The organism is Synechococcus sp. BS56D (assembly GCF_004332405.1).
GTDB lineage: Bacteria > Cyanobacteriota > Cyanobacteriia > PCC-6307 > Cyanobiaceae > Synechococcus_C.
Genome location: NZ_PHQU01000003.1, coordinates 242,938 through 262,085, shown reverse-complemented (window position 1 = coordinate 262,085; position 19,148 = coordinate 242,938). Strand labels below are relative to the sequence as shown.

Here is a 19,148-nt window from a genome sequence, read left to right as displayed (position 1 = left end):
CCGTCGCTTGGGACTCGAGGGCCGATCAGCCCATGGATGCAACACGATGGATCCAGCGTCGCTGCCAACGGCTCGTGCTCTCCAGCGTGCAGCGGCCCTGCTCATCCTGTCGACGTTGCTGAATCGATGCGGCCCTATCCGTCCCCCCTGGGTCCCGATAGGGGATGGCCGCACGGGTTTGTAGATGCTCTTGCTCCATGGTGGTCAGGGGTTGCCAGCCGGGCCCGTAGTCCGGCAACGGATCTCTGGGGTTGGGGCGGCTGGCCAGGGTGCCCGAGCTCCACTCCTTGCGTTGGCCTGGAGCCGGCAGCAGCGAGCGCAACTCCAGTCCTGCCCTGCAAAGGCTCCCTCGCACAGCCGCTGCTCTCGAATAGGTGAGCAGCCGTCCTCCGGGAGCTAAGCGCTCCGCCAGACCCCGGAGAAATTCCTCACTCCAGAGCTCGGGGCAGCGGCTGGGGGAGAAGGCATCGTGCAGGATCAGATCAAAGCCGGATCCCGACGGCAACTGCTTGAGGGTTTGGCGCGCATCGCCCCAGAGGATTGTTCCGGCACTGGTGCGGTCTTGCCAGCCACCGTTCCTCTGCAGGGCCTCAAGACGATGGCGTACAGGTTCTGGCCAGAGCTTGAGGAATGGTGCGTGGGCCAACGCCATGGCGAGGGGGCGACGATCCAGCTCCAGCCCCCACCAATCCAATCGAGGTGCTTCTTCCGGCGCCATGGGCCCTTGTCGCTCCTCCAGCTCCGACATCAGGGCGGCGCTGTTGTAGCCGAGGCCAACGCAGACATCCAGCACCCGCAGTGTCGATCCTGCAAGGAAGCGCTGTAGTTCAGCTGGTTGGGCAAATTTTGCCCGCGCCTCCTCAAGAGCTCCCACAGAGCTGTGGAAGGCCTCCTGGAAATGATCACTGTGGAGACTCAGGCTTCCATCCGCTGTTTCCAGGGCTGTCAGATGGCCGAGGGGGCAGTCCTCAGCAGCGCAGTCGCTCAAGGTCGCTCCAGAACGTGGGATAGCTCACGGCCGCTGCATCGCTCCGTTCGAGCGTGGAATCTCCATCCGCCAGCATCGCTGCCACCGCCAGGCTCATGGCCACCCTGTGGTCGGTTTCGCTGTCGAGGGCAGCCCCCCGCAGCGACTGGCCTCCGTGGATGATCAGGCCATCGGGCTGCTCTTCGATCGAGGCGCCCATCGCCTTGAGCTGACGGGCCATCACCGCCAGTCGGTCGGTTTCTTTGACGCGGAGTTCGGAGGCGCCGCTGATGCGACTGATGCCATCGCAGAAGCAGGCGGCCACGGCAAGGATCGGGACCTCATCCACCAATCTGGGCATGATCTCTTCCCCGAACTGGAAGGCTTTGAGGGGGCCGTGATGCACGCGCAGATCGCCCACCGGCTCGCCGGCCACATCCCGCTGGTTCAGCACTTCGATTCGTGCCTCCATCTGCTCGAGAATGTCGAGCACACCGGTGCGGGTGGGGTTCAGACCCACGTTTTCGATGGTGATCTCAGCTCCTGGAATCAGTGCTCCGGCCACCAGCCAGAACGCCGCTGAGCTGATGTCACCGGGCACGACAACGTGCTGACCGGTGAGAGTGGCGCCGGGCCTGACGCTGATGTGCCGTCCCATCTCGCCACCCACTTCAAGGTCGGCCCCAAAAGCCCGCAGCATCCGTTCACTGTGGTCTCGGGAATGGGCTGGCTCGATCACAGTGCTTGGCCCTGAAGCGGTGAGGGCCGCCAGCAGCAGTGCCGACTTCACTTGGGCGCTGGCCACAGGTGTGCCCACCACTGCTCCGTGGAGCTTGCGGCCCTGCACCGCCAGTGGTGCGTAGTTGCCGCCGTCCCGTCCGCGCACTTCAGCGCCCATCAGGGCGAGGGGCTGTCCGACCCGTTGCATCGGCCGTCTTCTCAGAGAGGCATCTCCACTCAGCACGAAATGACGCCCTTCGCGTCCGGCCAGAAGGCCGAGCATGAGACGCATGGTGGTGCCGGAGTTGCCGCAGTCGAGCACTTCAGAGGGCTCCTCCAGCCCATCGAGGCCCACGCCCTTCACTTGGATCACCGCCCCAGACTCAATCGGGCTGATCTCCGCTCCCATTGCCCGCAGGCAGGCGGCCGTGCTGATCGGATCTTCTGCCGGCAGCAACCCCTCAATGGTGGTCGTGCCCTCCGCGATGGCGCCGAACAGCAACGCCCGATGGGAAATCGACTTGTCTCCAGGCACAGTGACCCGTCCGCTCAGACGTCCGCCCGCCTTCAGGTCACGGGGAGAGTCAGTCGTTCCGGACACGTTCGGTCAGCTGCCTTTGGATGCAGCCGATCCTATGGGTCGGTTCTGCAGCAATGCATCCAGGACGTAGCCGAACAGTGCCGGATCGGGGCTCTGATCGTCGAGATCCCCCAAGCCCAGCTCCTCCATGCGGCTGCTCACCCGTGCCTCTAGGTCGGCGGGCCGGCTGAGGGGTTCGCCCCAGGGATGGTTCTTCTCCGGACCGATCTTGGTGGTGGCGTCGATGGCCAGTCGTCCCCCAAGCCCTAGCTGCTCACTGGCGAAATCGAGGCTGTCGAACGGCGTGTTCTCGAGAACGAAAAGGTCCCGCTGCGGATCCACCTGGGCTGCAATCGCCCAGACCACCTGGCGGGGATCGCGCACATTGATGTGGCTGTCCACCACCACCACGAATTTGGTGTAAGTGAACTGGGGCAAGGCGCTCCAGAAGGCCATGGCCGCGCGCTTGGCTTGACCCGGATAGGCCTTGTCGATGGAGATCACAGCCAGCTTGTAGCTGAGGGCCTCCATCGGAAGGAAGAAGTCCTTGATCTCCGGAATCTGCTGACGGAGGATCGGTGTGTAGATCCGATTGAGGGCGATCGCGAGCATCGCTTCTTCCTTCGGTGGCCTACCGCTGAAGGTGGTCAGCATGATCGGCTTCCGCCGTTGCGTCATGCAGTGGAAGCGCACGAGCGGCGAGTCCTCCACTCCGCCGTAGAAGCCCATGTGATCTCCGAAGGGACCATCGGGGAGTACTTCCCCAGGCGTGATCGTGCCCTCGAGAACGATTTCGCTGTGGCTGGGTACTTTGAGGTCGAGGGTTTTGCAGCGGGTTAGACGCACCCCCTCGCCGGCATAGAGCCCGGCAAACAACCATTCGCTCAACTGCACCGGGATCGGAGTTGCGGCTGCCATCACCAGCAGGGGGTGAACGCCGATCGCCACCGCGACTTCAAGCTTCTTGCCCATGGCCGCTGCTTTGCGCAGGTGTCTGGCTCCCCCACGCACGCTCAGCCAGTGCACCGTCATGGTGTTGAAGGACTGCTTCTGAAGGCGGTAGACCCCGACATTGGGAACACCGGTCTCGGGATCCTTCGTGATCACCAGCCCCAGGGTGATCACCCCTCCGGCATCTCTGGGCCATGGCCGGATCAGGGGAAGCGCATCGAGTGTCATCGCCTCCCCTTCGAAGACCTGTTGATGGCAGGGCGGCGTCAGGTCCCGATCCGGCACCGCCTTCAGCAGATCCCAAAACACCCGAGCAAAAGCCTTCGTTTCCGTCAGTCCCTTGGGCGGGCGGGGTTGTTGGAGCAAAGCCAGGCGACTCCCGAGGTCTTCCAGCTGTTCGGCCCGTTCCAGACCCATGCTCCAGACCACGCGCTCGACGGTTCCGAGCAGGTTCACCGCGACCGGCATCGAGCTGCCGATCACGTTCTCGAACAGCAGGGCGGGGCCCCCTGCGGCCAGCACCCGATCGGCGACCGCTGCGAGCTCCAGATCCGGATCCACCGGTGCCGTGATCCGGCGCAGTTGTCCTTTGCTTTCCAGCAGCTCGAGAAAGCCCCTGAGATCACGGGTCGCCGGTCCGGAGCGAAACAGGGCCATGGAACTGACAGTGACGGAACGGGCGATCCCGGTACTGTGACGCACCCGCTCCATCTCCGTGGCCATGCAGATCGCTTACTTCCACGTTGCGGCCGATGTGCCGGAGGGGCCGGACAGCTCGAGGGTTGATGCCGCTGTCGTGATCGATGTGCTGCGTGCCACCACCACCATCGCCTGGGCGCTCCATAACGGGGCTGAAGCGGTGCAGACCTTCAGCGATCTCGATGAGCTGCGCAGGGCAGCGGCAGCCTGGCCCGCGGGAGAACGTCTGCTGGTGGGTGAGCGGGGCGGCCAGAAACTGGAGGGCTTTGATCTCGGTAACTCCCCGGTAGCCGTGGTGCCTGAGCTGGTGCAGGGCAAGCGTCTTTTTATGAGCACCACGAATGGGACCCGCTCCCTGCAGCGGGTCCGCGATGTTGCTCGCGTGTTCACTGCAGCGCTTCCCAATCGTCAAGCGGTGGCGGATCGCCTGCTGGCGGAACCCCTGGAGACCATGTGGATTGTCGGTAGCGGCTGGGAGGGGTCTTATTCCCTGGAGGATTCCCTCGCCGCTGGTGCGCTGGCGTCCCTGCTGATTGCTCAAGGTGGATCCAGCGCCAACGATGAGATGGAGGCGGCGCTCGCTCTCTGGAACCAATGGCAGCAGGATCCCGAGGCCTGTCTTCGCAAGGCCACCCATGGCCAGCGTCTGATCGGTCTGGGGAACCATGACGCCGATTTCCGCTGCTGTGCAGGGCTCGATGGGCTCCGAGTGGTGCCGACCCAGGTGGAGCCAGGGGTGTTGCGAGCTGTCTGAGCGGCACTCTCTGCGGGCTTGCTGATGCGGCAGATCCCTTTACAGTCGGACCCTTTCAGGGATTGCTGTGAGCGACTTTCTGGCGGCGGCTGTGCAACTGACCAGCGGCTCTGATCCGGAGAGCAACTTCAGTGCCGCCGAGGAGCAGATCGAACTGGCGGCCCGCCGTGGGGCGGAGCTGGTGGGCCTGCCTGAAAATTTCGCCTACATGGGGGACGACGCCCGTCGGCTCGAGTTGGCGCCGGCCTTGGCTGAGCAATGCCAACGCTTTCTGGTCACGATGGCCTGCCGTTACCAGGTTGCGATCCTCGGGGGTGGATTCCCCGTGCCGGTGGGCGATGGCCAGCACACCTACCAGCGCGCTCAGTTAGTGGGCCGTGACGGTCAGCTGCTTTCGAGTTACGACAAGATCCACCTGTTTGATGTGGATCTGCCTGACGGCAGCACCTATCGGGAATCGGCGAGTTTCAGTCCCGGAAGCACCCATCCACCAGTGGTCAGCATTCCAGGCCTCTGCCGGGTGGGGGTGTCCATTTGCTACGATGTGCGGTTCCCTGAGCTCTACCGCCATCTCGTCGGCGACGGAGCCGAGGTGTTGATGATCCCTGCTGCCTTCACCGCCTTCACCGGCAAGGATCACTGGCAGGTGCTGCTGCAGGCCCGGGCGATCGAGAACACCGCCTACGTGCTGGCACCTGCCCAGACAGGGCAGCACGGAGGCCGTCGTCAGACCCATGGCCACGCCATGGTGATTGATCCTTGGGGCACGGTGCTGGCTGACGCGGGTGTGCTCCCCGGTGCCGCGGTCGCGCCCATCGATCCCGATCATCTGAAGCGCATTCGCGGTCAAATGCCGAGCCTTCGGCATCGCCGGCCCGCCCTGTTCTGATTCCATGCGCCCGGCCCGTTCCCGTCCCCTGGCCCTGCTGGCGCTGGCGCTGCTGCAGCTCCCTGCCGCTTTGGCCTCGTTGCCGGCCAGAGCGGCCAGCGCCCTGGCGGCCTGGTCGTTCACTGACAATGGAGTGCTTGAGCTGCGCACGGCCACCGGTGCAAGGCTTGAAGCCTTCTTTGAGGCTGGTGACCGTCGTCAGGGACCGCGGGTCTGGATTGATTTTCCTGGGGAGCTGAGCCGTTCAAGGAGCGTTCGTGGCAGTGGGGCGCTTCGGGAGATCCGCCTCGGCAAGCCCACGCCCGGCAGCACGCGCTTGGTGCTGGAGTTTCAGCCTGGTGTAGAGCTTGACCCTGCTCGCCTCAAGCTGGTGGGCACGGCCGCCGACCGCTGGAAGCTTGTCTTTGAGGGGATGCCGACCAGGGGCTTGCGTGCCATCGGTGAGGGCGACCTCACGGCCCGTTCCGGTGGTTGGTCGTCGGGGGTGCAGATCACACCGACCCGGACACCGATCAATGCCGCGGGTCTGCCGGATGTTCCCCGTGGTCGTTACCACGTGGTGATTGATCCCGGGCATGGCGGGCCTGATCCAGGAGCGGTCGGCATTGCTGGTTTGCGCGAGACCGATGTGGTGCTCGACATCTCGTTCCAGGTCGCCCAGCTGCTGGAGGCCAAAGGTGTGCAGGTGACCATGACGCGCACGGCGGACGTTGACGTGGACCTCCCCCCCCGGGTGGCACGCGCCAACCGCGTCGGTGCCACGGCGTTCGTCAGCATCCATGCCAATGCGATCAGCATGTCTCGCCCGGAGGTCAATGGCATCGAGACCTTTTACTTTTCGGATCCCCGTTCAGCCCGGCTGGCAGCGCGCATTCAACGTCAGGTGCTCAACGTCTCCCCCGGCAGTCCCGATCGGGGAGTGCGGCAGGGGCGCTTCTTTGTGATCCGACGCACCACCATGCCCTCGGTGCTGGTGGAGACCGGGTTTGTCACCGGCAGGCTCGATGCCCCCCGCTTGGCGATGGCAGATCATCGCCGCCGCCTTGCCCTCGCCATTGCCACCGGCATCCTCGAGTATCTCCAGGAGGCCCGGTGAGCATCTGCCTTGGCCTGTTTGACAGCGGCGTCGGTGGGCTCACCGTGCTTCGGAGCGTGCTGCGCCGTCATGGTTCGGTGCCCGTTGTGTATCTCGGAGATACGGCCCGGGTGCCCTACGGCAGTCGTGCCCCCTCTGAGATCAGGGCCATTGCGGCCGAGGTGGTCGCCTGGCTGAAGGATCAGGACGTCTCCACGGTGGTGATGGCCTGTAACACCACCAATGCCCTAGCCCGCGACGTTGCTGAGGGCCAGGCCGGGGTCCCGGTGGTGGGCTTGATCGGTGCTGCTGCCGCCCTCGTTCGGGAAAGTCGGGTTGGAGTGCTCGCAACCCCGGCGACGGTGGCTTCAGGCGCCTATCGCGAGAGCATCGAAGCGCTCCATCCAGGTTCCCTGGTTGTGCAGCAGGCCTGCCCCGATTTCGTGCCGAGGATCGAGTCGGGTGATCTCAGTAGTTCGGAGCTGCGTGAGCTGGCGATGGGTTATCTCAGTCCTTTGCTGGAGGCATCGGTTGAATCGGTGATCCTGGGCTGCACCCATTACCCACTCCTTGAACCATTGCTGCGCAGCCTGCTGCCTGATGGGATCCGCCTGATTGATCCCGCTGAAGGGGTGGCCCGTCAGCTCGATGCACTGTTGGGTAGCCCCGTGGAGGACGGCCATGCCCCTCCGCTCTCGCTCGCCACCACCCGTCTGTGTGTGACGGCGGATCCGGAGGGTTTTGCAACCCGCGCCACCCCCTGGTTGGGCGAACGCCCGCTGGTGGAACTGGTGGACCTGCGACCCCAGGCCTGCTCCCCCTAGGATCGCCGCACCGAGGGGATCCATGGCCACCGTCACAGAGCTGCTGCAGCCGGTTGAACAGGATTTGGAGACACTCCTGAGCGATCTGCGCAGCCTGATCGGGGCTGGCCATCCGATCCTTCAGGCAGCAGCCGAACATCTGTTCAGCGCTGGTGGAAAACGTTTACGCCCGGGGATCGTGCTCCTGATCTCAAGGGCACTCTCTGCCAACGGTGAATTAACGGCGCGACACCGCAGGCTGGCAGAGATCACTGAAATGATCCATACGGCCTCGCTTGTCCACGACGATGTCGTCGATGAGGCTTCGACCCGTCGCGGAGTGGCCACAGTCCATAGCCGTTTCAATCATCGGGTGGCTGTGCTCGCCGGTGATTTCCTTTTTGCCCAAGCCAGTTGGCACTTGGCCAACCTCGATGATCTGGAGGTGGTGAAGCTGCTGAGCCGCGTGATCATGGATCTCGCGGATGGTGAGGTGAAGCAGGGCCTGTTCCGTTACGACACCGGTCAGACCTTTGCAACGTATCTCGAGAAGAGCTACTGCAAGACCGCTTCCCTGATTGCCAACAGCGCCAAGGCCGCTGGGGTGCTCAGTAACGAAAGTAGTGAGCATCTGGATTCTCTTTATCACTATGGGCGCCAGCTCGGACTCGCCTTCCAAGTGGTCGACGACATCCTTGATTTCACGGGTAGCGACCAACAACTGGGTAAGCCAGCTGCCAGTGATCTCGCCAGTGGGTACCTCACCGCTCCAGCGCTCTATGCCCTTGAGGAGCAACCGAAGCTGGCTGGACTCATTGAACGGGAATTCAGCGGTGATGAGGATCTCGCTCAGGCTCTCGAGCTTGTGCGCGCTTCCCGGGCGATTCCCCGCAGCCGTGAACTCGCTGAAACCTTTGCCCGCGAGGCGAGGGAAGCCCTGGCCTGGCTGCCCGAGTCTCCATCCAGGCGGGCTCTGATTGAACTCCCTGAGTTTGTGCTCGGCCGTTTGTACTGACGCGTCAGGTCGCGCCGATGAGAGCATGCTCAACCTCGTTGAGGTGGAGGATTTTTTGCCAGGTTCCTTGGGGTAGCTGAGCCGAATCAATACCGCTGTTATCGGCATCCAGTAGCCAGAGTCGGCACCCGGCTGCTAGCGCAGCCCTTGATCCCGCCAAGGAGTCCTCCAGGGCCCAGCAGGCACGGACGTCCACTCCCAACCTGTCGGCTGCCAGCAGAAAGGGATCTGCAGCCGGTTTTCCCTGACGAAGATCTGGGTCATCGCCCAGCACCCTGGTCTCGATCAGGGTGAGCCAGGGATGGGGTTCGCATTTGCGCCGCACAGCTTCCTCGGCGCTGCTGGTGACGAGAGCCATGGCAATGTCCAGGCGCCAGCAGGTGCGCAGCAACGCTTCTGCCCCAGGCATGGCTGGCGCTCCGGCCAGCAATCGACGGGCGAACGGCTGTTGCACTGCCAGGAGGTCCTCAGGAGTGATCGATCTCTCCAACCAGCGGATCACCTGTTCGGCACAGTCCTGGCGCCGACGGCCCCGGAGCTGCTTGAGCTGTGTTTCACTCAGCTCTGAGCCGAAATGCTTGGCCGCGGCGGCCCAGGCCTTCCCATGCAAAGGCTCGGTGTCAAGGAGCAGTCCATCCAGGTCAAACAGGCAGGCTGCAGGAGCGGACATGGCCGGTGAGGGCGTAGGCGTTTGAACAAGCGTGTCACCCTGCCCTGACGGGTGGCCGTGACTGGCTTGAATGCGCCCATTGACTGGTCCACCTTCACTGATGGTTTCCGATCCCTCCACCACGATCGAATCGGTGCTCCAGGAGCAGCGCGTTTTTGAACCGCCTGCGACCGTTGCAGCCCAGGCCCGCATCGGCAGCCTGGAGGCCTACCGGGCGATGGCTGAGGCGGCTGCGGCCGATCCCGACGGCTTCTGGGGCGATGCCGCCCGTCGGGAGTTGCACTGGTTCGAACCGTTCCGCAGCGTCCTCGATTGGAGTGATGCACCGTTCGCCCGCTGGTTTGAAGGGGGCACCACCAATCTGTCCTTCAACTGTCTGGACCGCCATCTCGATGGCCCTCGTGCCGAGAAGACGGCCCTGATCTGGGAGGGGGAGCCAGGCGATGTGCGGCGCTTCAGCTACCGCGAGCTCCATGCCGAGGTGTGTCAAGCGGCTAATGCCCTGAAGGCCATGGGCATCGGCAAGGGAGATCTGGTGGCTCTCTATATGCCGATGGTTCCTGAGGCGGCGATCGCCATGCTCGCCTGTGCCCGCATCGGTGCTCCCCACTCAGTGGTGTTTGGCGGTTTTTCCGCTGAGGCCCTGCGTGATCGTTTGATCGATGGCGAAGCCAAGGCGGTGATCACCGCCGATGGCGGGTTCCGCAAGGACAAGCCGGTGTCGTTGAAGCTTGCAGTGGATGCCGCCCTTGCGGATGGGGCGTGCCCCTCCGTGACCGGTGTTCTGGTGGTGCAACGCACCAAGCAGCCCGTGGAGATGGTCGAGGGCCGTGATCAGTGGTGGCACGATCTGGTGGATGCCCAGTCGACCGACTGCCCCGCTGCGCCAATGGCGAGTGAGGATCGCCTGTTTGTTCTTTACACCTCAGGCTCGACCGGGAAACCCAAAGGTGTGGTGCACACCACAGCCGGCTACAACCTCTGGGCCCATCTCACCTTTCAGTGGATCTTTGACATCCAAGAGAACGACGTCTATTGGTGCACCGCTGACGTGGGCTGGATCACTGGTCACAGCTACATCGTTTACGGTCCGCTCTCCAACGGCGCCACCACCGTCATGTACGAGGGTGCACCGCGCCCGAGCAAACCCGGTGCCTTCTGGGAGGTGATCCAGAAGCATCGGGTCACCATCTTTTACACCGCCCCCACAGCGATCCGTGCCTTTATGAAGAGCGGTCGTGATGTGCCTGATCAATACGACATGAGCAGCCTGCGCCTGCTGGGAACCGTTGGTGAACCGATCAACCCCGAGGCCTGGATGTGGTATCGCGATGTGATCGGCGGTAACCGTTGCCCGATCGTCGACACCTGGTGGCAGACCGAGACAGGTGGGGTCATGATCAGCCCCCTGCCCGGTGCCACACCGACCAAGCCAGGTTCTGCCACCTTGCCGCTGCCGGGCATTCAAGCGGATGTGGTGGATGGGGACGGCAACAGTGTGGCGGCCGATGAAGGGGGCTATTTGGTGGTCCGTCGCCCCTGGCCAGGAATGATGCGCACGGTGCATGGCAATCCTCAGCGCTTCCGAGAGAGCTACTGGGAACACATCCGTCCCGCCGATGGCCAATACATCTACTTCGCAGGGGATGGCGCCCGGAGGGACGCCGATGGCTACTTCTGGGTGATGGGTCGCGTGGATGACGTGATCAATGTGTCCGGTCATCGGCTTGGAACGATGGAGATCGAATCCGCCCTTGTGAGCCATCCTGCGGTAGCTGAGGCTGCTGTGGTTGGCCGCCCCGATGACCTCAAAGGTGAGGGCATCGTGGCCTTCGTGACCCTGGAGGCTGGCCGGGAGGCCACCGAGGCCCTGGTGGCGGAATTGCGCTCTCACGTAGGTCAGGAGATTGGCCCGATTGCGCGCCCGGATGAGATCCGTTGCAGTGATGCGCTCCCCAAGACCCGCAGCGGCAAGATCATGCGGCGAATCCTGCGGGCCCTGGCTGCCGGCCAGGAGGTCAGTGGTGACACCAGCACCCTGGAGGATCGCTCGGTTCTCGATCGCTTGCGGGCCTGATCGCAAAGCGGTCTGGGATCAGACCAGCCCGCTTTGCCATCGAAGGATCGCGTCGATCAAGGTCTGGATCCGGCGGCTGCGGCCAGGGTCATCAGCCCAGTCACCCAGCAGTCCCTGGCGCAGTCCGGCGCTGGCTGGCGTGAGGTGATCTCCGGCCAGCTGCAGCCATTCGCTTTGGTCGCAGCTGCGGCTGCGCAGGCTGTCGAAGAGCGCGTGGCTTTGATCGAGGCTGTCCTCACCAAAGCGCACCACCAGATTCCTGGGGCAGTGGTAATAGCGCTCCACGAGTCGCAGCGTTTCCTCGGGGCCTGGACTGAATTCCGTGGTCACCCCAAGACTGGGGGCCAGGGTGGAGAGCAGGGGAATGGAGCGGTCGGCTGAAAAGTTGTTGAAGCTCAGGGAGATCAGGCCCGCGCTGTTGCGCCCTCCGTCCGGAGCCAGAAGGTGCAACTTGCAACCGAGACTGTGTCCAAGGCGCAGGCTGGGCGGAAGGTCTTCAATCCGCTGACGCAATAAGGCACGGCTGCTGCGGAATCCATCCCAGGCCTGCCTGGCCTGAAGCTGATGGTCGAATCCGGGCACATAACTCCAGGCGTGCACCGCCAACCCCTGAGCTGCCAACCCTTCAAGGAGGCGTCGATAGCTCAGTTGGGGAGTGGCAGCCAGGTAGCTCCCGCCGATGAACTCAACCAGGGCCTTCGGTTGCGCTGGCCAGAGACACCAGCTGTCGCCCAGCCTTCGCCAGCGGCTCATGCAGCGTTCTGCAGCTCCTTCACGATGCGGCTGGCCTCGCGCACGTGGGCAGGACCATCCAGCAGGTTGTTGAAGATGTGGCGGATCGTTCCGGACGCATCGATCACATAGGTCACGCGGGCGGGTAGCAGCCCAAGGGTTTTGGGAACCCCGAAGGCCCGTCGTAGCCGCTGATCGCTGTCGCTCAGCAGGGGAAACTGAAGCCCATGGCGTTCACTGAAGCGTCGGTGACTGACGGCGTCATCGCCACTCACGCCCCAGATCTCGGCGCCGAGAGCTTGCAATTCTTCGAAGCTGTCACGAAATCCGCAGGCCTCGGCTGTGCAGCCCGGTGTGTCGTCTTTGGGATAAAAAAAGAGCACCAGGATGCGGCCGCCAAGCTCGCTGTTGCTGCGCGAGACGCCGTTCTGATCGTCCAGGCGGATCTCTGGGGCTTGATCACCGACAGCCAGGGCCATGAATCCCACATCGAAGCGAGCTGCACCCTAGTGGCACTGGCTCAGTCGCTGGAGAATGGCGGTAGCTCGACGGAACCCATGGCAGATGAGGCCTCATCAGCTCAGTTGAACCTGCTCTCCACACCTGTGGAGCCTTCGATTGTCACCACCAAGACCAGTGCACCGGAGACCCTGCTGATTCTCGACACGGAGACCTCGGGGCTGGATCCTCAGGAGCATCAGTGCCTTGAGGTGGGAGCGATTCTGTTTTCTGTCCCGGAGCGTGAGGTGCTGGTGCAGCAGTCGTTTCTGCTGCCCGTGGAGAGCAACGCGGCAGAAGCGATCAACCACATTCCTGCCAGTGCCACCCGCCGGCACCAGCCCTGGAAGGAGGGGCTTCGTTATCTGCAGGCCTTGATGGATGCGGCGGATCTGCTGGTGGCCCACCATGCGGCTTTCGATCGGCAATGGTTTGGGCAGGGGCGCCTGCCAGAGGCACGAGCTCCCTGGTTGTGCACCATGGAAGACATCCGTTGGCCAGCTGAACTGCAACTGCGCTCAAGACCCTCCGTTCGAGATCTGGCCTTGGCCCATGGGGTTCCGGTGTGGGCGGTGCATCGGGCTCTTGCTGATTGCGTGTACATCGCGGAGGTGTTCCGACGACGGCAGGATCTCGAGCAGTTGCTTGAGTGGGGGATGGAACCGCGGGTGTTGATGCGCGCTCAGGTCTCTTACGACGAGCGCCATCTCGCTCGCTCAGCGGGTTTTCGTTGGAATGATCCCGTGCAAGGCGCCTGGACCCGTCGCCTCAGTGCCCGTGAGGCTCAGGATCTCGAGTTCCCTGTCATCGCTCTTGATCGGGACGAACCGCTCGCCTCGTGATCGGGGTGCGCATCGACCAAGGATTTGCTTCAGCAGTCCGAAAGGACCCGGACGGTTTGCCTCGCTTGCAGGCACCGGCATCAGCCTGGAGTCATGGCTGCATTCCCCCGCAAGGATCGCTATCGGCGACGGCTGCTTCGTTCCCAGGCAGCCTCCTGGGATCCATTAAGGCTGCGTTTGCGCCACTGGCAGCAGGTGCGCACCTGGGCTCGTCTCATTCGGGAGGCAGAAGCCCTTTGGCACGTGGATGTGCGCGAGCTGAAACGGCTTGGTGCATTGGAACTCTCTCAGTTGCTTGAGGAGGTGCCACCGGCGCAGCGCCAGCGGGTCAATCGCTGGTTGCGACGTTATGCCGTCGCCACTCGGTTGCAGGATCACGATTCGGTAGCGAAGCGAACCGATCGCCCCGGCTCTGCTCACTAAAACAGACAAAAATCAGCCCTGTAGAGACTTCTGCTCGGATTCTTAACCTTGCGCTAACGACTGAATCGCTGTTTCTTGGCTACTCCTAGGACGCCGATTTCCCTATGGCTTGCCATGAGCTTCGCTAAGAAGGCTCTTCTTTTCTCCTCCGTGCTCGCTCTCGGAGCCGGTGTGTCTGCTTCCGCCGCCGATCGTCTCAACGGTGCCGGTGCTTCTTTCCCCGCCAAGATTTACCAGCGCTGGTTCGCTGAGCTCGCCAAATCCGGCGGCCCTCAGGTCAACTACCAGGCCGTTGGTTCCGGTTCCGGCCGTAAGGCTTTCATCGATCAGACCGTCAACTTCGGTGCGTCTGATGACCCGATGAAGAAGAAGGACATGGCCAAGGTGAAGCGTGGTGTTGTGCAGATCCCCATGGTGGGCGGCACCATCGCCTTCGGTTACAACAAGCCCGGCTGCAACCTGAAGCTGACTCAGGCTCAGGCTGTCAAGATCGCCATGGGCAAAATCACCAAGTGGCAAGAGCTTGGCTGCGCCCCCGGCAACATCACCTGGGTGCACCGTTCTGATGGTTCCGGTACCACCAAGGCCTTCACCGCTTCCCTGGCTGCCTTCTCCCCCGAGTGGACCCTGGGTGCTGGTAAGTCCGTCAAGTGGCCTGGCGCCAATGCTGTCGGTGCTAAGGGCAACTCCGGCGTTGCCGGCGTGATCCAGAGCAAAGTCGGCGCCATCGGCTACGTGAACCAGTCCTACATCAAGGGCAACGTCAAGGCTGCCGCCCTCCAGAACAAGTCTGGTGAGTATGTGCTGCCTAGCTTCAATTCCGGCGCCAAGGCCCTGAACGGCATCACCCTCGATGCTGATCTGGCCGGTTCTAACCCCAACCCCACCGCCAAGGGTGCCTATCCCATCGCCACCCTCACCTGGGTGCTGGCTTACAAGACTGGCAACGGCAAAAACACCGATGCCATCAAGAAGACCTTCAACTTCATGCTGAGCGACAAGGCTCAGGCTCAGGCCGATGATCTGGGTTTCGTTCCTCTCAAGGGCGGCATCCTCAGCAAGGCTCGCGCTGCTGTGAACAAGATCGGTAAGTGATCGCTCATTGAGTGACCGCTCATTGCCGACTCAAGGGGGGGCCGTATGGCCCCCTTTTTTTTTGGTTGCATTGTGTTTTAGGAAACTTTTAGGTGAGTCTTAACGCTTCGCCTACCGAGTCTTTGCCTGAGAGGTCTGTCGCGCTCCATACAGTCGGGTGTATCCCAGACACGCATTCCAATGGTTGCTGTTCCCTCCCGCGATCGTGCACCTCGTCGCGAAGGATTTCGCGATCTTTTGGAGGCGAATTATCAGAAACGCAACCTGGTGCATCTCAGTGCAGGCAGCGTTGTTCCACTACTCAAGAACAACCTTTGGTTGGTAGTGCGTGGCATGGTGAAGCTCGGTGCCGTGTCTGTGCATGGCGATGAGTTGCTGCTGGGTCTGGCTGGCCCCAATGAACCCTTTGGTGAGCCCCTGAGCACGGTTGAGGCCTATGAAGCCGTCACCCTGAGTGACTGTGATCTTCTTTGTCTGACCATGGCCGAGGTGGAGCAATCACCGCAGCTTGCGGTGGCCATGCTCGAGGCCGTATCCATGCGGTATCGCCAGGCTGAATATCTTCTTTCCCTCCTTGGCCTTCGCCGTGTGGAGGAGCGGGTCAGAGGCTTCCTGGAGCTGCTGGCCCAGGATTATGGACAGGCCTGTGAGGATGGGCTGCGCCTCAATCTGCGCCTCACCCATCAGGAAATGGCCAGTGCGCTCAGCACCACTCGCGTGACGGTGACACGGGTGATCGGTCTGCTTCGCGATGAGGGATGGCTGAAGATCGATGAGCAGCGTCACTTGGTGATCACGCACCTGCCCAAGCGTTGAGCTCACAAAGAACGAGACAAAAAAAGCCCCTCGATGAGGGGCTTTTTCATGGGGTGACGGAACAAAGAAGAATCGGAGCGGCGGGATTTGAACCCACGACCCCCACTACCCCAAAGTGGTGCGCTACCAAGCTGCGCTACGCCCCGGCAGATGCAAGTTATCACAAGGCATTGCCCGCCCCTGAGCGTCGTCGGATTCGCTTCAGGAGTCGGTTTGTGAGTGCCTGACGGGCGTCCCCGCTGTAGCCCCGCAGACGCAGATCTCTGGCCAGCTGACGCAGTTCCGCCAGATTCATCGACGCCAGGTGCAGCTCAGGCACGGCGCGCCACGCTCGGGAGCGCATGGGAAGCGGGGCGCCACCAGGGCGTCCCCCCAGGGTGATGGTGCCATCGGCCAGCCATTCCGGGATCAGCACCACGAGCACGGCAATCAACCCATAAAGCTCCACCAATCCCCGTGGCAACGGGTGGAGCTGACGTCGCTGATGGGGATCGGAGGGAGACGTCACGATCAGCGATCGATGCACTGCCGACCATCACCTTGCCAGGATTCGGCCGTGCTGGGCACTGGGGTGGTCAGATCTGAAGGGATCCTGCCGGCTTTTGATCTGGAGCGGTTCGCCAGAGCAGCGGAGGTTCGCTTCCGCCTGACTGTGGGCGCTGAGAGAACACGAGAGCAAAAACCAGCAGCAGCGTGCAGGCCAGCGCCAGCAACACACCCCAGTCAGGCCACGAGGGTTTCATCGTTCAAGGGTGATGGGAGCGTTATCACCGCGCAGGACGCAGTGACTGATGCTCCAGTCGTAGTGGCTCCAAACGTTGGCAGGCAGCTTGTAGTCCGCGCCTGGAAACGCCTCCAGGGGGACTCCTGTCGGCATGGCGGAGCAGTACGGACGGCTTCCGGGTTTGGCCAGATACTGCTGGTGGTATGTCTCGGCTGGGAAATAGGTCTGATTCGCACTGATCTCGGTGGTGATCGGTCCCAGGCCTCTGCTGATGAGCCCTTGTTGGTACGCGTCACGACTGGTTTCAGCCAGCTGCAGCTGCTCTGGGGTGGTTGTGTAGATCGCTGATCGGTACTGGCTGCCCTGGTCATTGCCCTGACGGTCCCCTTGGGTCGGGTCATGGCACTCCCAGAACAGCTTCAACAGATCACTGAATGCAATCGCTGGAGTGCTCCAGACCACGCGGACGATTTCGGCATGGCCCGTGCGACCGCTGCAAACCTGCTGATAAGTCGGGGAGGGAGTGCGCCCACCGGCGTAACCAACACTGGTCGTCACCACACCAGGAAGGCGCCAGAAGCCTTTCTCCGCTCCCCAGAAGCAGCCGCAGCCGAACATCGCTTCCTCCTGGTCATCCATCAGGGGGGCGTGCAGCGGGGTGCCGAGCACGGCATGGCGCTCAGGCGCAGCTGCCGCGTCGTTCGCGGAGGCACCGGTCAACCAAGAGGGAAGCATCAGGCTGAAACGTCTTGGCTGAACCCTAGGAACCTTGCAGGGGGTCCAGCTGAATGTGGTTGAGCAGGGTTGTCACGAAGGCGAACAGAAGGAACGGCAGGCTCAACACCAGGATCAGGCCAACGCCGACGAGCGCAAACAGTGGACGGCTAGCCCCCATCAGTCCGAGGCCTGCCGCCAGGCTGACGAAGATCACGGCCATCCAGGCCAGCACCTGGAGGTAGATATCACCAAACGTGAGGGTGCAGCGCACCGCAAAGGGGGTGCCGGTGGTCATGGGCTGCAGGCCAGGGGAGCATCTCCAGCTAAGCCGCGGTTCGCGCTTCAGGCCACCGCTTCGAGACGTTCCGCAGCCTGTTCCCTCTCCCAGAGCCGTCGATAGGTTCCCTCCCGTTCCACCAGCTCGCTGTGGTGGCCCTGCTGGACCAGGCGTCCCTCTTCGATGACCAGGATCCGATCGCAGGCAGCGGCGGCGGAGAGCTGATGACTGATCATCAGGATCGTGCGCTGCCGTTGCTGACGGATTGAGGCCAGGATCGCTGCAGCGGTGTTGTTGTCAACGCTGGCGAGGGCATCGTCTAGCACCAGCACTGGCGCGGTCATCAAGAGGGCGCGTCCCAGCGCAGTGCGCTGACGCTGGCCACCACTCAGGGTGATGCCCCGCTCGCCCACCAGGGTCTCGAAACCGTCGGGGAAACCTTTCACGTCGTCCAGCAAGCGCGCCTGTTCTGCGGCAGCTTCGACGGCTTCGATCGAGGCATCTGGTTCGCCGTAGCGCAAGTTGTCAGCCAGGGAGCTCGTAAACAGATATCCCTCCTGGGGCACCAGGGCTATCCGTCGGCGTAGGTCGTCGAGGCGCATGGCCGTGACATCGCAGCGATCGAGATACAACTCACCAGAGCCCACCTCCACCATCCGGCCCAGAGCTCGTGCCAGCGTGGTTTTGCCGCAGCCAACAGGACCCACGACCGCGACCAGCTCCCCGGGTTCAATCACAAAGGAGAGACCGCAGAGCGTGTCGCGCTCACTGCCGTCGTAGCGGATGTGCAGATTGCGGGCCTCGATTCGGCCTTGGCCTGGTTGGGTTGGTGTCTGGGGATCAGCAGGGTTTTGAATCCGCGGTCGACGCGTCAGTAGTTCCTCCACTCGCTCGAGGCTCACCTGACCGGTCTGGAAGGTGTTGAGGGTGAAACCCAGGAGCGCCGTGGGGAACACCAGCCGCTCCACGTAGAGAATCAGGGCCACCAGACCACCGATTGAGAGCGTTCCTTTCTCGAGCTGACCGCTACCGAGTGCCAGCAGAAGCAGGAGAGAGATGGAAGAGATCCCCTCCAGCAGGGGGAACAGGGTGCTGCGGGTGCGGGCAAGCCGAATCGCTGCATCGCGATAGTGACGGTTGCGCTCCTGGAAAGCAGCCTGCTCCTGGGGCTCCTGGCCGTAGATCTTGATGGCTGCGATTCCTGAGAGATCTTCCTGAATCAGATCGCTCAGGCCGGCGAGCTCTTCTTGCTGGCGGCGTTGTTGGCGCATCATCCGTCCGCCGAAGAGGCGAACTGACCCCAGCATCAGGGGATAAAGGGCGATCGCCGCCACCGTGAGGCCGGGGTCGATCGCCAGCATGGCCGGAAGGGTGAAGGCATAGGCCAGGGCGGTGTTGGTGAGGCTGAGGACTGCAAAACCAAGCAGCCGGCGCACGTTTTCAACATCACTGGTGGCCCGGCTGATCACCTCGCCGCTGCCGGTGGTCTGCACCCAGCCCGGCTCCTGAAGCAGCATCTGATCAAACAGTTTTTGGCGCAGTTCGACTTCCACCTGCCGGCCAACCCCGAACACCAGCTGGCGCGAGATCAGACGCACCGCCCCCATCACGCTGGCCAGCAGCACAATCCAGCCGGCCTGACGCAGCACGTCACCCACAGCGAAGCCGTCCTGCAGCTCATCGATGATCCGGCGCACTTCCAGAGGGATCGTGACGCTGAGGACGTTGACGATCACCAAAGCCACGGCACCCAGCAGCACTGTGCGGCGGTGGGGGCGAAGGTAGCGACCGATCAGATCAAGACGAAAGGCTGCCATTCACTCG

General features: G+C 62.8%; 20 protein-coding genes and 1 tRNA gene. 10 read left to right on the top strand and 11 right to left on the bottom strand.

The window, feature by feature from the left end; all coding sequences use genetic code 11:
- Positions 1-25: 25 nt before the first annotated feature.
- From CWE17_RS06200 to CWE17_RS06190, 3 genes are read right to left on the bottom strand one after another with little or no spacing between them, the layout of a single operon-like run.
- The gene (locus CWE17_RS06200) at positions 26-988 is read right to left on the bottom strand and encodes a tRNA (5-methylaminomethyl-2-thiouridine)(34)-methyltransferase MnmD (RefSeq protein ID WP_131455482.1); all 963 of its coding nucleotides are present in this window, start codon (positions 986-988) and stop codon (positions 26-28) included.
- Positions 969-2,288: a 3-phosphoshikimate 1-carboxyvinyltransferase gene (gene aroA, locus CWE17_RS06195; RefSeq protein ID WP_131455481.1), complete on the bottom strand. Its 1,320-nt coding sequence runs from the start codon at positions 2,286-2,288 to the stop codon at positions 969-971. Before aroA ends, CWE17_RS06200 begins: the two co-directional genes overlap by 20 nt.
- A 6-nt stretch (positions 2,289-2,294) precedes the next feature.
- Positions 2,295-3,875 (bottom strand): UbiD family decarboxylase, encoded by a 1,581-nt coding sequence (locus tag CWE17_RS06190; protein WP_131455603.1) that lies wholly within the window; start codon positions 3,873-3,875, stop codon positions 2,295-2,297.
- Between the two features lie 64 nt (positions 3,876-3,939).
- Here CWE17_RS06190 and CWE17_RS06185 point away from each other — a divergent pair, with 64 nt between their 5' ends.
- The 5 genes from CWE17_RS06185 (at position 3,940) to sds (ending at position 8,453) form a co-directional block, all read left to right on the top strand.
- On the top strand, positions 3,940-4,671 hold the full coding sequence (locus CWE17_RS06185; RefSeq protein ID WP_131455602.1) for a 2-phosphosulfolactate phosphatase family protein: 732 nt from the start codon (positions 3,940-3,942) through the stop codon (positions 4,669-4,671).
- A gap of 67 nt (positions 4,672-4,738) precedes the next feature.
- On the top strand, positions 4,739-5,560 hold the full coding sequence (locus CWE17_RS06180; protein ID WP_131455480.1) for a carbon-nitrogen hydrolase family protein: 822 nt from the start codon (positions 4,739-4,741) through the stop codon (positions 5,558-5,560).
- Positions 5,561-5,564: 4 nt separating this feature from the next.
- Positions 5,565-6,656 carry an N-acetylmuramoyl-L-alanine amidase gene (locus tag CWE17_RS06175; protein ID WP_131455479.1) on the top strand — a complete coding sequence of 364 codons (1,092 nt, stop codon included), beginning with the start codon at positions 5,565-5,567 and terminating at the stop codon, positions 6,654-6,656.
- Entirely contained in the window at positions 6,653-7,459 is an 807-nt protein-coding gene (murI, locus tag CWE17_RS06170; protein WP_131455478.1) for a glutamate racemase, read from the top strand. Before CWE17_RS06175 ends, murI begins: the two co-directional genes overlap by 4 nt.
- 22 nt (positions 7,460-7,481) lie before the next feature.
- Positions 7,482-8,453, top strand: a complete 972-nt coding sequence (gene sds / locus CWE17_RS06165) for a solanesyl diphosphate synthase (protein WP_131455477.1) — start codon at positions 7,482-7,484, stop codon at positions 8,451-8,453.
- A gap of 4 nt (positions 8,454-8,457) precedes the next feature.
- On the opposite strand, the gene CWE17_RS06160 is transcribed toward sds, so the two are convergent.
- Positions 8,458-9,123, bottom strand: a complete 666-nt coding sequence (locus tag CWE17_RS06160) for an HAD family phosphatase (protein WP_131455476.1) — start codon at positions 9,121-9,123, stop codon at positions 8,458-8,460.
- A gap of 100 nt (positions 9,124-9,223) precedes the next feature.
- Here CWE17_RS06160 and acs point away from each other — a divergent pair, with 100 nt between their 5' ends.
- Complete coding sequence (gene acs, locus CWE17_RS06155; protein WP_131455475.1) at positions 9,224-11,200, top strand: acetate--CoA ligase; 1,977 nt, start codon at positions 9,224-9,226, stop codon at positions 11,198-11,200.
- 18 nt (positions 11,201-11,218) lie between these two features.
- Here acs and CWE17_RS06150 read toward each other — a convergent pair whose 3' ends face one another.
- The gene (locus tag CWE17_RS06150; RefSeq protein ID WP_131455474.1) at positions 11,219-11,953 is read right to left on the bottom strand and encodes a DUF1350 family protein; all 735 of its coding nucleotides are present in this window, start codon (positions 11,951-11,953) and stop codon (positions 11,219-11,221) included.
- The gene (locus tag CWE17_RS06145) at positions 11,950-12,411 is read right to left on the bottom strand and encodes a peroxiredoxin (RefSeq protein ID WP_131455473.1); all 462 of its coding nucleotides are present in this window, start codon (positions 12,409-12,411) and stop codon (positions 11,950-11,952) included. Before CWE17_RS06145 ends, CWE17_RS06150 begins: the two co-directional genes overlap by 4 nt.
- Before the next feature lie 78 nt (positions 12,412-12,489).
- On the opposite strand from CWE17_RS06145, the gene CWE17_RS06140 reads away from it, so the two are divergent.
- From CWE17_RS06140 to CWE17_RS06125, 4 genes are all read left to right on the top strand, one after another.
- On the top strand, positions 12,490-13,272 hold the full coding sequence (locus tag CWE17_RS06140; RefSeq protein ID WP_131455601.1) for a 3'-5' exonuclease: 783 nt from the start codon (positions 12,490-12,492) through the stop codon (positions 13,270-13,272).
- A 93-nt stretch (positions 13,273-13,365) separates the two neighbouring features.
- Entirely contained in the window at positions 13,366-13,695 is a 330-nt protein-coding gene (locus CWE17_RS06135; protein ID WP_240789273.1) for a hypothetical protein, read from the top strand.
- Positions 13,696-13,809: 114 nt separating this feature from the next.
- Positions 13,810-14,790, top strand: coding sequence for a phosphate ABC transporter substrate-binding protein PstS (gene pstS / locus CWE17_RS06130; RefSeq protein WP_131455472.1), 981 nt, complete (start codon positions 13,810-13,812; stop codon positions 14,788-14,790).
- Positions 14,791-14,970: 180 nt separating this feature from the next.
- Positions 14,971-15,606, top strand: coding sequence for a Crp/Fnr family transcriptional regulator (locus CWE17_RS06125; RefSeq protein ID WP_131455471.1), 636 nt, complete (start codon positions 14,971-14,973; stop codon positions 15,604-15,606).
- A 72-nt stretch (positions 15,607-15,678) separates the two neighbouring features.
- Here the strand turns inward: CWE17_RS06125 and CWE17_RS06120 are convergent.
- From CWE17_RS06120 to CWE17_RS06100, 5 genes are all read right to left on the bottom strand, one after another.
- A tRNA-Pro gene (locus CWE17_RS06120) sits at positions 15,679-15,752 on the bottom strand.
- A 14-nt stretch (positions 15,753-15,766) separates the two neighbouring features.
- The gene (locus CWE17_RS06115) at positions 15,767-16,114 is read right to left on the bottom strand and encodes a hypothetical protein (protein ID WP_131455470.1); all 348 of its coding nucleotides are present in this window, start codon (positions 16,112-16,114) and stop codon (positions 15,767-15,769) included.
- Positions 16,115-16,345: 231 nt separating this feature from the next.
- A complete protein-coding gene (gene msrA, locus CWE17_RS06110) occupies positions 16,346-17,065 on the bottom strand; it encodes a peptide-methionine (S)-S-oxide reductase MsrA (RefSeq protein WP_131455469.1) in 720 nt (239 codons plus the stop codon).
- Positions 17,066-17,090: 25 nt separating this feature from the next.
- Positions 17,091-17,342, bottom strand: coding sequence for a hypothetical protein (locus CWE17_RS06105; RefSeq protein ID WP_131455468.1), 252 nt, complete (start codon positions 17,340-17,342; stop codon positions 17,091-17,093).
- A gap of 47 nt (positions 17,343-17,389) precedes the next feature.
- On the bottom strand, positions 17,390-19,141 hold the full coding sequence (locus tag CWE17_RS06100; protein ID WP_131455467.1) for an ABC transporter ATP-binding protein: 1,752 nt from the start codon (positions 19,139-19,141) through the stop codon (positions 17,390-17,392).
- Positions 19,142-19,148: the final 7 nt, after the last annotated feature.